Source organism: Giesbergeria sp. (genome assembly GCF_028686475.1).
Taxonomy (GTDB): Bacteria; Pseudomonadota; Gammaproteobacteria; order Burkholderiales; family Burkholderiaceae_C; genus Simplicispira.
In genome coordinates this window covers 211289-226441 of record NZ_JAQUCA010000004.1, presented here as the reverse complement: position 1 = coordinate 226441, position 15153 = coordinate 211289, and the positions used below count along the sequence as shown (strand labels likewise).

Here is a 15153-nt window from a genome sequence, read left to right as displayed (position 1 = left end):
CCAGCGGCGCAAGGTTGTTATGGACACACCTAACGCCTTTGCTGCTTCTCCTATGCTTACTAAGCTCTTCATAATGGATATATTAGCATAGATTTGAGTAGATTTGTTGAGTGCTGCTGCTAACCCCAACGTCAACCTTTCGGCCTTTGTCGGGCTGCAATCGCTGGGGCTGGATAGGCTGGCCAAGGGCGGTTCTAGCGTGGCCGGTGTGGGGCCAGCGATTTCGCTGCCGATTTTCAGCGGTGGGCGTTTGCAAGGCGAGTTGCGCGGCGCCCATGCCAGCTACGCCGAGGCCGTGGCCAACTACAACGCCACCGTGGCGCGCGCGCTGCAAGAGGTGGCCGACAACGCCATCAGCCAAAAAGCGCTGGGCCAGCGCCTGCACAAAGCGCAAGAAGCCGTGGATGCCGCCAGCGAGGCGCACCGCGTGGCCAGCAACCGCTATGCCGGTGGCCTGGCCAATTATTTGGAAGTGCTCACCGCTGAAGACAGCCTGCTGGGCACCTTGAGCGCGCAAACCAACCTGCGCGCCGCATCCATCGCGCTGGATGTGGGCCTGCAACGCGCGCTGGGCGGTGGCTACCAAGTGGCCAGCAGCACCGCTACCCCGTAAGCGCACCGCCTGCTGCCCTTCCCAAAAACACCGCAACCAGGAATCCCCATGTCTGACACCCACACCACCTCTGCCGCCGATGCCCTGCTGAAAAAACGCCGCAACACCCGCCTGGCCCTGCTGGGCGGCGTGGTCGTGCTGGCGGCTGCTGGCGCTACCGCTTACTGGCAGCTGCACGCCTCGCACTTCGTTTCGACCGACAACGCCTATGCCGCCGCCGAAGTGGCGCAAATCACCCCCGCCGTGGGCGGCACGGTGCTGGAAGTGAAAGTCAGCGACACCCAGGCCGTGAAAAAAGGCGATGTGCTGCTGGTGATTGACCCCACCGATGCCCAGCTGGCCGTAGCCCAGGCCAGCGCCGACCTCGACCGCGCCACGCGCCGCGTCAAAAGCCTGATGGCCAACGACAGCAACCTGAGCGCCCAAATCAGCGCCCGCGAGGCCGACGCGCAGCGCGCCAGCGCCCAACTGGCCGCCGCGCAGGCCGATTTTGAGCGCGCCAAAGTCGATTTGCAACGCCGCCAAGCCTTGGTGGCTTCGGGGTCGGTGTCGGGCGATGAACTGACGCGCGCCAAAAACGGCTTTGATGCCGCCACGGCGCAACTGGCCGCTGCCAAAGCCGCTGCCGCGCAAGTCACCGCGAACCAGCGTTCTGCCGTGGCCGCCAAAGAGGCCAACGCTGCCCTCATCAGCCACAGCAGTGTGGACACCAACCCCGAAGTGCTGGCCGCCCAAGCGCGCCTGGACCAAACCAAGGTGGACTTGGAGCGCACCACGCTGCGCGCGCCGCTGGATGGCGTGGTAGCGCAACGCCGGGTGCAACTGGGCCAGCGCGTGCAGCCCGGAATGCCGCTGATGGCGGTGGTGCCAGTGAACGAGATTTACGTCGATGCCAATTTCAAGGAAGTGCAACTGGAAAAAGTGCGCGTCGGCCAAAGCGTGAAGCTGCACGCCGACATCTACGGCAAAAACGTTACCTACACCGGCGTGGTGGCCGGTTTTTCGGGCGGATCGGGTTCGGCCTTTGCGGCGATTCCGGCGCAAAACGCCACCGGCAACTGGATCAAGGTGGTGCAGCGCCTGCCGGTGCGCGTGCAGCTGGATGCGGCGCAGTTGCAAGCGCATCCGCTCAAAGTGGGCCTGTCGATGAGCGCCACCATCGACACGCGCACCGGCGGCCAGCCCGTGGCTGCTGCCGCTGTTCATGACGCCGCGCGCAACGCCGCCGCCCACTAAGCCAAGGCCACTACACCATGAGTCAAGCGACAACGGCAGACCATGCCCACGCTGCACCGGCCCCACTGAGCGGTTCCATGCTGGTGATTGCCGCGCTGATGCTGGCTTCGGCCAACTTCATTGCCGTACTGAACATGACCATCGCCAACGTGGCGGTGCCCAATATTGCCGGTGCTTTGGGCGCGGCGGCCAGCCAAGGCACTTGGGTGATTACCTCCTTTGCCGTGGGCGAGGCCATCACCGTGCCGCTTACCGGCTGGCTGGCTGCGCGCTTTGGCGCAGTGCGCGTATTTGTCTGGTCGATGGTGTTGTTTGGCATCTTTTCGATTTTGTGCGGCCTGTCCACCTCGATTGGCATGTTGGTGGTGATGCGCGTGTTCCAGGGCCTGAGCGGCGGCCCGCTGATGCCGCTGTCGCAAACGCTGATGCTGCGTATCTTCCCCAAAGACAAAGCCGGTGCCGCGATTGGCATTTGGTCCATGACCACGCTGGTCGCGCCCGTGGTGGGGCCGATTTTGGGCGGCTGGCTGGTCGATGATTTCGCTTGGAACTGGGTTTTCCTCATCAACGCCCCGATTGCCATCGGCTTTGGCCTGATGGTTTGGAAAATTTTGCAGCACTACCAAGACAGCCCGGTACGCAATCCCTTCGATAAGGTCGGGCTGCTGCTGCTCTTGGTGTGGGTGGTGGCGTTGCAACTGGTGCTGGACGAGGGCAAAAACCTCGACTGGTTTGCCTCCAGCCAAATCATCGCCCTCGCCATCATCGCCGCCGTCGGTTTTGCCGCTTTTTTGATTTGGGAGCTGCACGAAAAGCACCCGGTGGTGGATTTGCGCGTGTTCCGGCATCGCGGCTTCAATGCCTCGGTGATTACCGTGAGCGTGGCCTATGCGGCGTTTTTTGGTGTCAGTGTGCTGACGCCGCTGTGGCTGCAAAGTTTTATGGGCTACACCGCCACCGATGCCGGTTTGGCCACCGCTTGGACGGGCGTGACAGCGCTGTTTGTCGCGCCCATTGTGGCCAACAGCAAACGTGACCCGCGTGGCTTGGTGTTCTTTGGCCTGCTGTGGATGGGCGTGGTCACGCTGTGGCGCAGCGTGGCCAACAGCGATATGGCGTTCTGGGACATTGCCATCCCGCTGGCGGTGATGGGTTTTGCGCTGCCGTTTTTCTTTATTCCCACTTCCGGTATCGCCCTGGGCAGCGTGGAAGAGCGCGAGATGGATTCCGCCGCTGGCTTGATGAACTTTTTGCGTACCTTGTCGGGCGCGTTTGCCACTTCGGTGGTGACTACGGTGTGGGCGAACCAGACCACGCGCAACCACGCCGAGCTGGTGGGTTTGGCCGACCGCGATGGCAGCGTGGCGCAGCTGCTCACGCAATCGGGCGCACCGCCGGAAGTGGCCACGCAGGTGATGGATTACCTGATTGTCTCGCAAAGCGGCATGTTGTCCACCAACCAAGTGATGACCGGCGTGGCGGTGATGTTCTTTGTGGCGGCCGCCATCATTTGGGTGGCCCCCAAACCTACGCGCACCATCGAGCCAGGTGCCGGTGGCCACTGACCCGTTGAACTTGAAAGGAAGCAACTATGTTCAAGCACATTTTGGTGCCCACCGATGGCTCGGAGCTGTCGCTACGCAACGTGGCACGCGCGGCCTCGTATGCCAAAGAAACCGGCGCGCAAATCACGCTGTTTTATGCCCAGCCCGAAGCCCCGGCCCCCTATATCGGTTTGGGCGCTATGGTCAGCCCGCACCTGAACGAAGAGGTAGCGCAGCGCCTGCGCGATGCAGCGCAAGAAGTGCTGGACGCCGCCGAGGCCGTGGTGCGCGATGCTGGCACCCGCTGCCAGCGCGCTGTGGGCGTGGGCAACCAGCCTTATGCGCTGATTATTGCTGCCGCCGAAAGCCACGGCTGCGATTTGATTTTCATGGCCTCGCACGGGCGCTCGGGCGTCAGCGCGCTGCTGCTGGGCAGCGAGACGCAAAAGGTGCTGGCGCATTCGAAAATTCCGGTGCTGGTGTACCGCTGAGGTGCGGCAGGGCGGCATCGGTGTAGGCGGCGCAAAACATCAAAGACCATAGCTGCTTGCGCTTGCTGCGTAAGGGCTGGGGCCATTTTTTACCCTTTAACCGGTCAGAGTTTGAACGGTGCCAGCAGCTGCGCCAGTTGGGCCGATTGCTGCTGCAAATCGCTCGCCACCGTGGTGCTTTGGTCCACCAGCGCGGCGTTTTGCTGGGTCACGGCGTCCAGCTGCGCCACCGCTGTGCCGATTTGCTCCAGCCCGATGCTTTGCTCCTGGCTGGCCTGGCTGATCTCCTGCATCAACTGGTGCATTTGGTGAACCTGCTGCACGATGTTGTTCATGGCCTCGCGGGCGTGGACGGCCTGGTCCGCGCCCAGTGCCACGGTGGCTACGCTGGTCTGGATCAGCGCCTTGATCTCGCGCGCCGCCTGGGCCGATCGCTGGGCCAGCGTGCGCACCTCGCTGGCCACCACGGCAAAGCCCCGGCCCTGCTCACCGGCGCGGGCGGCTTCCACAGCCGCATTCAGCGCCAAGATGTTGGTCTGGAAAGCGATGCCGTCAATCACGTTGTTGATATCGGCAATGCGCGCCGAGGCGGCGTTGATCTGGCCCATCGTCTGCGTCACCTCGGCCACCACGGTGCCACCGGCCTGGGCCGCCTCGGTGGCACTGCTGGCCAACTGCACGGCGGTCTTGGCGGTGTCGGTGTTGTGGCGCACGGCCACCGTCAGCTGCTCCATCGAGGCCGCAGTGCGTTGCAAGTTGCCTGCCTGGTCTTCGGTGCGCTGGCTCAGGTGAGCGCTGCCTGAGGCAATCGCATCTGCGTTGCCCTCCAGCGCACCCGCGCTCACGCGCATGTTCTGCACCAGCGCCACCAGCGACTCCACCAGCCGGTTGATGGCCCCGCCCAATTGGCCGATTTCATCGCGCGCGTCCGAGGGCATGCGGCGCGTGAGGTTGCCCTCGGCAATTTCTGCCAGCAACTGCACCGCCCGGCGCAGCGGCGCCGACATGGCCCGGCTCAGCCACAGCACCACCACCAAGGTGGCGCTGCCACCCACCAGCAAAGCAATGATGCCGGAGGTACGCAGCGCGCCCAGCACCGGCCCGGTCAGCTCATCGGCGGGCACTTCGGCCACCACGTAGGCTTGCAGCTCGGGGATGGGCATGGAGACGATGATGTACTCGGCCCCGGCGTTGACATAGCGCAGCTGCGTAAAGCCCTGGCTGCCCAGCAGCTGGTTCGCCATAGCATCGTTCAAACCGGGCATGTCTTTCAGCAAGTGCTTGCCGCTGAGCAGCGACTGGTCGCGGTGCATCAACAAAGTGCCGTTGGCACGCACCAGGTAGGCCGAGCCGGTTTGGGCAATCTGATAGTTGGCAATGGTGTCGGCAATCGCCTGCACCGACAGGCCCAGCCCGGTGGCAGCGCGCTGACCCTCGGGGCCATCGACGCGCACATTGATGAACACCATGTGCTTTTGCGCGCCCACGTCAAAGTCGATGTTCAGGGCGTAGGGCACTTTCTGGTTCATGGTGTCAGGAAACCACTGCTCGGTGGGCAGGATGTCGCGCACTTTGCCATCGTTGGTATAGTACTTGCGGTCGCGCTCAGAAGCCCAGAACACGGCAGAGGCTGCTTGGCGTTTTTGGATAGCGCCCGCGTAGGCCAGCCAAGTGGCGCGGCCCGCCTCGGGCATACCGGCGCGGTCCCATTCGGCCATGAAGGTGTTGTCGGCCAGCGCCAGCGAGCTGGCAATGGCCGGCGCCAGCTGGCGCTGCACATCCGAGCGGATGCCCTCGACCAGCCTGGGCAGCTCTTCGGTGGTAGCGCGGCGCTCTACTTCTTTTTCTACCAGCCAGACGCTGACCAGGGACGCAATCAGCGCAAAAAGCAGCAGGCACAGCGCAAAGCTCGCCATGAGTTTGCGCCCAATGGGCAGGTGTTTGATGGCGTCAATCATGGGGTGGACAGGCCCGCAGGGGCCAAGGGTTCAGAAACGGGTTGCCGCAGCACACGGGTGCGGTGGGCGTAGTATCCTACCGGTTGCGTTTGAAGTTGACCCTGCCCGGTAAAATCAACCCCTTGCCCTTTGCCCGATCACCACGGGCCAGCCACTGCCATGATTCGCCTGTCTGAACTCAAACTCCCCCTGACGGAATTGCCCGTGCCGCCGCTGCGCGCCGCCGATGCCCGTGCCGAAACCGAGGCCGACCGCGCCCCTGCACCGCAACCCATTGCCGCTTTGCGCCGTTTGGCCGCCCAAGCCTTGGGGGTACCTGAAACCGACTTGGCGCAATTGCAGGTCTTCAAGCGCAGTTTTGATGCACGCAAAGCGCAATTGCTGGCCGTGTTCATTGTGGATGTGGCCTTGACTGACCCGGCGCAAGAGGCCACGTTGCTGGCGCGCCATGCCACCAACCCGCATATCCAACCCAGCCCGGACATGGCTTGGCACCCAGTAGGTCAAGCACCGACCCCACTGCAAGAGCGTCCGGTGGTGGTCGGTTTTGGCCCCTGTGGCATTTTTGCCGCGCTGGTGCTGGCGCAAATGGGCTTCCAACCCATCGTGCTGGAACGTGGCAAGCCAGTACGCCAGCGCACCAAAGACACTTGGGGCCTGTGGCGCAAACGCGAACTGAACCCAGAATCAAATGTGCAGTTTGGCGAAGGCGGCGCGGGCACCTTCTCCGATGGCAAGCTGTACAGCCAAATCAAAGACCCGCGCCACTTGGGGCGCAAGGTCATGCAAGAATTCGTGCAGGCCGGTGCGCCACCCGAGATTTTGTATGCCGCGCACCCGCACATTGGCACCTTCAAACTGGTGAAGGTGGTAGAAAACCTGCGTGAGCAAATCATCGCTTTGGGTGGTGAAGTGCGCTTTGAACAGCGCGTCACCGACATCCAAGTAGAAGAAAACGCGCAAGGCCGCCACGTGCGTGGCCTACAAGTACTCAACCAAGCCAGCGGCCAAAGCTACGAGTTACCCGCCTCGCAAGTGGTGCTGGCTTTGGGCCACAGCGCGCGTGATACCTTTGCCATGCTCTACCAGCTTGGTGTAACGATGGAGTCCAAGCCGTTCTCCATCGGTTTTCGCATCGAACACCCGCAAGGCCTGATTGACCGCGCGCGCTGGGGTCGCCATGCAGGCCATCCCTTATTGGGCGCCGCCGATTACAAATTAGTCCACCACGCCAGCAATGGCCGCACCGCTTACAGCTTTTGCATGTGCCCCGGCGGCACCGTGGTTGCAGCCACCAGCGAGCCAGGCCGGGTCGTGACCAACGGCATGAGCCAGTATTCGCGCAACGAGCGCAATGCCAACGCTGGCATGGTCGTGGGCATAGACCCCAGCGACTACCCCACGGACCCCGCCGCCTTTGAAGCTACGTTAGGGGCCAGCTATGGCAGCGAAAACCCCGCCAATGGCAGCGTTCACCCGCTGGCGGGCATGGTGTTGCAGCGCCAGTTAGAGTCCCATGCCTATGTCTTGGGCGGCAGCAACTACAACGCCCCCGGCCAACTGGTGGGCGATTTCATCGCCGGACGGCCATCGCAGCAGTGGGGCGAAGTGCAGCCCTCCTACCAGCCCGGCGTAACGCTGGGCGATTTGCACCCGGCCCTGCCGCCGTATGCCATTGCCGCCCTGCGCGAAGCACTCCCCGCCTTTGGGCGCAAAATCAAAGGCTTTGACAGGCCCGATGCGGTACTGACCGGGGTGGAAACGCGCACCTCCTCGCCGCTCAAAATCACCCGTGGCGAAAATTTCCAAAGCCTGAACACCATCGGCCTGTACCCCGCCGGGGAAGGGGCCAGCTACGCGGGCGGCATTTTGTCTGCCGGGGTCGATGGCATCAAGGTGGCCGAGGCAGTGGCGCGCAGTCTGTTAGGCATGGGATAGATGCACAGCATTTTTTGGCCTTGTAATGCTTGCGGGGAAACCCCTATCTGTGTAATAATTAGCAACTGCACAGCACATGCTGATGCAAATTGTGCATCTCCCTTCACACATTGGGTCTGCGAACCAGCAAGCAAAGCGCCTTGCAGTTCGTGCTAGATACCCAGCCGCGCCAACACTCCCCGTTGGTGCAGGTTTCGTTTGATGGTTGATGTTTTTTAACCATAAACGAAGCCAGCGTTGGCAGCCTGCCAGCGTTGTTCTCGTGTGAGAAAAAATATGACTGACACTTTCCAAGTGCAGGGCGATTTCGCCGCTGCTGATGCCGCTATTTCCGAAATTTCCTTGCAAGACAGCACTGTGCTGGCCGATGATGCCGCCGTCACTGCCGCGCCCAATGGCTTTATCGAGCTGGGCTTGGCCCCCGAACTGGTGCAGGCCGTGGCCGATTTGGGCTACACCCAACCCACCACGGTGCAGCTCAAAGCCATTCCCTTGGCGATGGGCGCAGGTGGCGAAAATGGCCGCTACATTGACCTGATGGTCTCTAGCCAAACCGGTAGCGGCAAAACCGCTGCCTTCTTGCTGCCGGTGCTGCACACCCTGATTGGCCAAATGGCCGAAGCCGAAGCGCAAGCCCGCGCCGAATACGAACGCGCCGCCGCCGAGGCATTGGCCCGTGGCGAAGCCCCACCCAAGCGCGCCAAGCGCAAAGACCCAACCAACAGCCGCAACTTCAAGGCCGCCACCCCCGGCGCTTTGATTCTGTGCCCCACGCGCGAATTGGCGCAACAAGTCGCCCATGATGCGATTGATTTGGTCAAGCACACCCGTGGCCTGCGCGTCGCCAACGTGGTCGGCGGTATGCCCTACCAATTGCAAATTGCCAAGCTGCAAAACGCTGATTTGGTGGTGGCCACTCCGGGCCGCCTGCTGGACTTGCAACGCTCGATGCAAATCAAGCTCGACAAGGTGCAGTTCTTGGTGGTGGACGAAGCCGACCGCATGTTGGATTTGGGCTTCTCGGACGATTTGGCCGAAGTCAACCAGCTCACCAGCCAACGCAAGCAAACCATGATGTTCAGCGCCACCTTTGCGCCGCGCATCCAGCAGTTGGCCATGCGCGTGATGCACGATGGCGGTTCCTCGGTCAAGAAAATTCAAAACGACGCGCCGCACGAGAAGCACGTCAACATCAAGCAAGTGCTGTATTGGGCCGACAACGCACAACACAAGCGCAAGATGCTGGACCACTGGCTGCGTGATACCTCCATCAACCAAGCGATTGTGTTTGCCAGCACCCAAGTCGAGTGCGATGGTTTGGCTGCCGATTTGCAACAAGAAGGTTTTAGCGCCGTCGCCTTGCACGGGGCATTGAGCCAAGGTTTGCGTAATCGCCGCCTGATGGCCCTGCGCCAAGGCCAAGTGCAAATTTTGGTGGCTACCGATGTGGCCGCACGCGGTATTGACGTGCCCACCATCACCCACGTGTTCAACTACGGCTTGCCCATGAAGGCCGAAGATTACACCCACCGTATTGGCCGCACTGGCCGTGCTGGCCGCGATGGTTTGGCCATCACCTTTGCCGAATTCCGTGACCGTCGCAAGATTTTTGACATCGAAGGCCACACGCACCAACAATTCAAGGCCGAAGTGATTCCGGGCCTGGAGCCAGTGCAACGCTTCCCGCAGCCCGGCAGCCGCCCACAAGGTGACTTCGGCGGTGGCCGCAGCGGTGGCGGTGGTGGTCGCAAATTTGGCGGCGGCGGTGGCTCTGGCTCCCGTGGTGGCTTTGGCGGTGGTTTTGGTGGCGACCGTGAGCGCAACTTTGGCGGTGCCAGCGGCTTCAATGACCGCCAGCGCGTGCAAGGCCGCCCCGGCGATGACCGTCCGCACGGCGGTGGTGGCTTCGGTGGTGCGCCACGTGAAGACCGTGGCTTTGCTCCGCGCCGCGATGGTGAAGGCTATGGCCGCAAGCCCGGTTTTGGCGATGGTGGCGGTCGTGGTGGTTTCGCGGATGGCCCACGCGGTGATTTTGCCCCGCGTGGCGAGATGGCTCCGCGTGGTGATTTTGCACCGCGCAAGCCCGCATTTTCTAAGCACGCTGGTGGCGGTGCTGCCGGTGGCAAACCTTCTTTTGCGCCGCACGATGCGCGCAAGCGCCCAGCACGCCCAGCACGTTAAATGCGGATAGCTGCTCTTTTCTCAGAGTAGCATCCCACCAAACGATAAAAAGCGCAGCCTTTATAGGTTGCGCTTTTTTTGTTTATCTGGTGCTTGGCATGGGATAGGATGCCGCATTTTGACTTATCACCACATCCTCGGCTTACTTACGGCCCTGTTACTCGCCATCAGTTACGTCGGCCCCGCCCAAGCCCTGCCACGCTTTGAGCAGGTGCGCCAGCAGTTTCGCCCCTCCGAGACGCTGTTGCTCTCGCGCGAGGGCGAGCTACTGCAACGCCTACGCACCGATTCCACGGTGCGCCGGGGGCAATGGGTAGCGCTGGCCGACATATCACCCGCCTTGCAAAAGGCGCTGTTGCTGTCCGAAGACCGGCGTTTTTACCAACACAGCGGTGTCGATTGGCAGGCGGTATCGGCGGCAGCTTGGGGCAATGTGTGGCACCAGCGCACCCGTGGGGCCAGCACCATCACCATGCAGCTGGCCGGACTGCTCGATGCAGATGGCCAGCCGGGTGCAGGCCGCAGAAGCGTGACAGAAAAACTCGGCCAAACCGTAGCCGCCCAAGTATTAGAGCGGCGCTGGCGCAAAGACCAAATTTTGGAGGCTTACCTCAATTTGCTGCCGTTTCGGGGCGAGGTGGTGGGCATAGATGCCTTGAGCCGCACCCTGTTTGGCAAAGCCGCGCATGGCTTGGATGAGCGCGAAGCCGCCATCACCGCAGCCTTGGTGCGCGCCCCCAATGCCAAGCCCGCCTTGGTGGCGCAGCGCGCCTGTGGCGTGTGGCAGGCCATGCAAGCGCAGAGCCAGCCATCCGCTCCGGTCGATAAAAATTGCATGGGCTTGGAATTGTTCAGCAGCGCCAGCTTGCAACGGCGCAGTTGGTCTGCCAGTGAGGGCATCGCGCCCCACTTTGCCCGGCGCGCCTTGGCCCAAGCGGCCAGCAGCGGCGGCCCGCTGCCAGCCCAGCTGGCTTTGACCTTGCGCGCGCCTTTGCAGCGTTTTGCTGTGCAAACTTTGGCGCAGCAGCTACGCGAGTTGCAGGGCCGCAATGTAGAGGATGGCGCCATCGTGGTACTAGACAACGCCAGCGGGCAGGTGCTGGCGTGGGTAGGGTCTTCGGGGCAATTAAGCCAAGCGGCAGAAGTGGATGGCGTGTTGGCGCAACGCCAACCCGGCTCGACCCTGAAGCCATTTTTGTATGCCCAAGCCATTGCCCAGCGGCGGCTGACGGCGGCTTCGCTGCTGGAGGATTCACCCACGCATATTCCTACGGCCAGCGGCTTGTATATCCCGCAAAATTACGACCGCCAGTTCAAGGGTTGGGTGTCGGTACGCACGGCGCTGGCGGCCTCACTGAATGTGCCTGCGGTACGCACGCTGGTGATGGTCTCGCCCGATGCTTTTTTTACCCAATTGCAGGCCGTCGGTTTACCGCTGCGCGAAAGCGGCGGTTATTTTGGTTATAGCTTGGCTTTGGGCAGCAGCGAGGTGGCCTTGTTGCACCTCAGCAATGCTTTTCGCACACTGGCCAATGGTGGGCGCTTTAGCCCAGTGGCACCGGCTTTGCTGCCTACGCAGCCCAAGGCCCCGGCGTGGCAGCAGGCACTGGATGCCAAAGCGGCGTTTATTGTCGGCGATATTTTGTCGGACAACAACGCGCGCGCGCGCACCTTTGGCACCGACAGCGTGCTGGCGACCCGGTTTTGGAGTGCCGTCAAAACTGGCACCAGCAAAGATATGCGCGACAACTGGGCCGTGGGTTGGTCAGCGCGCTATACCGTGGGGGTTTGGGTAGGCAATGCCAGCGGTGCAGCCATGCACGATGTCAGTGGCAGCAGTGGCGCAGCACCGATTTGGGCGGCCATCATGGGCTATTTGCACCAGCACCAGCCCAGTGTGGCCCCGCTGCCTCCGGCGGGGGTGGTGCGTGTGCCGGTGCAGTTTGGCCCAACGGCCCAACCCCTAGAGGCAGCGCGTGAAGAGTGGTTTGTAGCGGGCACGCAGCAGCCCCTGTTTGCCGTGGATGGCACCGGTGCGGCCGCCTTAGAAGAGCAAGCCATCCGCATCATCAGCCCGATTGCGGGCACCATCGTGGCGCTAGACCCAGATATTCCACCCCAGCACCAGCGTTTGCAGCTCAAAGCAGCAGCGGGCAAAAATGCCGCCCAATTGCGTTGGCGCTTAGACGACAAGCCTTTGGGCCAAGGCCCCCACCTGACTTGGTTGCCCTGGCCGGGCCGCCACCGCATCACCCTGACCGATGCCCGTGGCACGGTCTTGGACGAAGTGCGCCTAGAGGTGCGCGGTGCCGGGGTGCGCGCTGATGCCAGCCCACCCGCCGCGCAAGGCGGGCGCTCATCGGTGCTGCCTAGCAGGCATAAGAGCTAGATTGCCGCGCCCGCAAGGTGCGACTGAGCAAAATCACGGGCACCAAACCCACCGCCACCAAGGCCAAGGAGGGCAAAGCAGCCTCGCCCAAGCGCTCATCGCGCGCTAATTGGTAGGCCACCACGGCCAAGGTGTCGCTGTTGAAGGGGCGCAGCACCATCGTTGCGGGCAATTCTTTCATCACATCGACAAACACCAGCAGCGCCGCTGCCGCCGTAGAGCGTTGCAAGAGCGGCCAATGCACTTGCAGCAACAACCGAGGGCCACTGGCCCCCAACATGCGCGCCGAATCATCCAAACTGGGCGGAATGCGCGCATAGCCACTTTGCACCGATTGCAAGGCCACCGCACAAAAGCGCACGAGATAAGCCCAGACAATCCCCACTGCCGTCGTGGTGAGCAGTGCGCCCAAACCCAAGTTGGGCCAAATCGCCTGCAACCAGCCCACTGGCAACAACAAGCCCACCACCACCACCGCCCCCGGCACGGCATAGCCCAAACTGGCCAATTGCACTACGCCGCGCGTGAGCGCATCGGGCCGACGGCGCACCGCAAACGCCAAAGCCAGCGCTACCACCACAGCCAATCCGGCGGTAATGCCCCCCAAGCGCACACTGTTCCAAGCCCACTCTAAAAAGCGCTCCCACGGCAGCACCGACCAATCGGAGGCCAAAGGGCGCAACATAAAAGCCACGGGGGCAAAAAATCCCATTAGCACTGGCACGGCACAAACCAGCCAAGCCAGCACCAAAGACAAGCCACGCAGCGCTACCGGCTGGGCTTCGGCAGAACTGGCACGCCCAACCCCCTTGGCGGTAAAGCGCATCCGCTGTTGGGCGCGATGCTCTAGCCACAGCAGCAGCAGTACCATCGCCAGCAGCATGGTGGCCAATTGCGCCGCTGCCAAGCGGTTGTCTAAGGACAACCATGCTTTGATGATGCCGGTGGTGAAGGTTTGAATGCCAAAATAGCTGGTCACGCCAAAATCGGCCAAAGTCTCCATCAGCACCAAGGCCACCCCAGCCGCCACTGCTGGGCGGGCCAGCGGCAGGGCGATGGTGGCAATGCGCCGGGGCAACGGTGCCCCCAGCAGACGCGCTGCCTCCATCAGGTGCGCGGCGCGCTCGCTCAGGGCGGTGCGCGCCAGCAGATAAACGTAGGGGTACAGGGCAAAAATAAACACCCAAATCGCTCCCCAAACGCTACGCACTTCGGGCAATAAACGGCCTTCTAGGGCGAAGGTGTCACGCAACCAAACTTGCAACGGCCCACTGAATTGCAAAAAATCGGTATAAGCGTAGGCAGTCACGTAGGCGGGCATGGCCAGTGGCAGCAACAATAGCCACTCCCACTGGCGTCGCCCCGGAAACTCAAACAGCGTTACCACAGCGGCGGTGGCCGTGCCTACCACCGCCGCACCCAAACCCACCCACAGCGCCAGCCAAGCCGTGGTGCCCACATAGCCCGGCAAAACGGTGGCGGCCATCTCCAGCAGTACGGCCATGCTGGCGCTGGCCTGATGGCCCCAAGGCCACCAAGCGGCCAACAAGGCCAACACGGGCAAAGCCAGCCATACCGCCAGCAGCAGCAAAGGAACAGAACGCAGCAAGGCAAAAAAACGGCGCAAAATGGAATCCCGTAGAAAATCGGAAGCAGGCCCAGACCAAGGCCCCAAGCCCCACTGCAATGCAAATGCGAATTTTAAGCATTTGGCCCGCCTACAATCAGCAGCATGTTTTTGGCCCTTTCCCAACTTCAGGTGCGCTATGGCGCGCAAAGCGTCGCTGCCGTGCGCGATGTCACCTTCGGCCTGCGCGCAGGGGATATTGGTGTGCTGATTGGCCCCTCGGGCTGTGGCAAAACCACCCTGCTGCGGGCGGTAGCTGGACTGGAGCCGGTCAGTGCGGGCAGCATCCATCTCAACCGCCAATTAGTAGGCAGCCCCGAAGGTAGCTTGCCGCCCGAGCAGCGCCGCATGGGCATGGTGTTTCAAGATTACGCGCTGTTTCCGCATTTAAGCGTGGGCCGCAACATTGCCTTTGGCATCCACACTTTGCCACGCGCTGAACAGGCGGCACGGGTGAAAGAAGTGCTGCAACTGGTGGGCTTGGAGGGCAGCGAGCAGCGCTTTCCGCACGAACTCTCTGGGGGGCAGCAGCAGCGCGTGGCCTTGGCACGCGCTTTGGCCCCGCGTCCGCAGCTGATGCTGCTGGACGAGCCATTCTCCAATTTGGATGTAGAACTGCGCGAACGCCTAGCGCACGAGGTGCGCGGTATTTTGAAAGAAGCTGGGGCCACGGCCTTATTTGTGACGCACGACCAACTAGAAGCCTTTGCGATTGGCGATGTAATTGGGGTCATGCAACATGGCCAGCTGCACCAGTGGGACGATGCTTATACCCTCTACCATCGCCCGGCCACCCGTTTTGTGGCCGACTTTATTGGGCATGGGGTCTTCATTCCGGCCACACTAGAGCAGCAGACCAACAGCGTGGTGGTGCATACCCCCTTGGGTGATTTGGCCAATTTAACCGAATGCCCCTTGCCATCGAGTTACCCCAGCGGCCAATGTGATGTGCTACTGCGCGCCGACGATATCGTCCACGATGACCACTCCCCAGCCAAAGCACAAATTGTGCGTAAAGCCTTCCGGGGGGCTGATTTTCTTTATACCCTGCGTTTAGACAGCGGCCAGACTGTGCTGGCCCATGTGCCCAGCCACCACAACCATGCAGTGGGCGAGTGGATAGGCATCCGCGCCCAAGCCGACCATGTGGTGACGTTTGCGCGGCAGGGTTAAAGC

At 62.1% G+C, this 15153-nt stretch carries 10 protein-coding genes; 8 read left to right on the top strand and 2 right to left on the bottom strand.

Annotated features, from left to right (window positions below):
- Positions 1 to 106: 106 nt before the first annotated feature.
- Genes PHX60_RS04490 through PHX60_RS04475 form a run of 4 tightly spaced genes read left to right on the top strand, consistent with a single transcriptional unit; the run spans position 107 to position 3884 of the window.
- Positions 107 to 613 (top strand): TolC family protein, encoded by a 507-nt coding sequence (locus tag PHX60_RS04490; protein WP_300075245.1) that lies wholly within the window; start codon positions 107 to 109, stop codon positions 611 to 613.
- Positions 614 to 661: 48 nt separating this feature from the next.
- Positions 662 to 1849: an HlyD family secretion protein gene (locus tag PHX60_RS04485; RefSeq protein ID WP_300075243.1), complete on the top strand. Its 1188-nt coding sequence runs from the start codon at positions 662 to 664 to the stop codon at positions 1847 to 1849.
- A gap of 17 nt (positions 1850 to 1866) precedes the next feature.
- Positions 1867 to 3414: a DHA2 family efflux MFS transporter permease subunit gene (locus tag PHX60_RS04480; protein ID WP_300075241.1), complete on the top strand. Its 1548-nt coding sequence runs from the start codon at positions 1867 to 1869 to the stop codon at positions 3412 to 3414.
- Positions 3415 to 3440: 26 nt separating this feature from the next.
- Complete coding sequence (locus PHX60_RS04475) at positions 3441 to 3884, top strand: universal stress protein (RefSeq protein ID WP_300075239.1); 444 nt, start codon at positions 3441 to 3443, stop codon at positions 3882 to 3884.
- A 104-nt stretch (positions 3885 to 3988) separates the two neighbouring features.
- Here the strand turns inward: PHX60_RS04475 and PHX60_RS04470 are convergent, their stop codons facing one another.
- Positions 3989 to 5842 (bottom strand): methyl-accepting chemotaxis protein, encoded by a 1854-nt coding sequence (locus PHX60_RS04470; protein ID WP_300075237.1) that lies wholly within the window; start codon positions 5840 to 5842, stop codon positions 3989 to 3991.
- Positions 5843 to 6001: 159 nt separating this feature from the next.
- Between PHX60_RS04470 and PHX60_RS04465 the strand changes: the two genes are divergently transcribed.
- From PHX60_RS04465 to pbpC, 3 genes are all read left to right on the top strand, one after another.
- Positions 6002 to 7780: an NAD(P)/FAD-dependent oxidoreductase gene (locus tag PHX60_RS04465; protein ID WP_300075235.1), complete on the top strand. Its 1779-nt coding sequence runs from the start codon at positions 6002 to 6004 to the stop codon at positions 7778 to 7780.
- Positions 7781 to 8056: 276 nt separating this feature from the next.
- On the top strand, positions 8057 to 9961 hold the full coding sequence (locus tag PHX60_RS04460; protein WP_300075233.1) for a DEAD/DEAH box helicase: 1905 nt from the start codon (positions 8057 to 8059) through the stop codon (positions 9959 to 9961).
- A 133-nt stretch (positions 9962 to 10094) separates the two neighbouring features.
- Positions 10095 to 12350, top strand: a complete 2256-nt coding sequence (gene pbpC / locus PHX60_RS04455; RefSeq protein WP_300075260.1) for a penicillin-binding protein 1C — start codon at positions 10095 to 10097, stop codon at positions 12348 to 12350.
- Here pbpC and PHX60_RS04450 read toward each other — a convergent pair.
- Positions 12331 to 13977 (bottom strand): iron ABC transporter permease, encoded by a 1647-nt coding sequence (locus PHX60_RS04450; protein WP_300075231.1) that lies wholly within the window; start codon positions 13975 to 13977, stop codon positions 12331 to 12333. The two genes, pbpC and PHX60_RS04450, sit on opposite strands and share 20 nt — an antisense overlap.
- A 105-nt stretch (positions 13978 to 14082) precedes the next feature.
- Here PHX60_RS04450 and PHX60_RS04445 point away from each other — a divergent pair, with 105 nt between their 5' ends.
- Positions 14083 to 15150, top strand: coding sequence for an ABC transporter ATP-binding protein (locus PHX60_RS04445; protein ID WP_300075229.1), 1068 nt, complete (start codon positions 14083 to 14085; stop codon positions 15148 to 15150).
- Positions 15151 to 15153 lie beyond the last annotated feature (3 nt).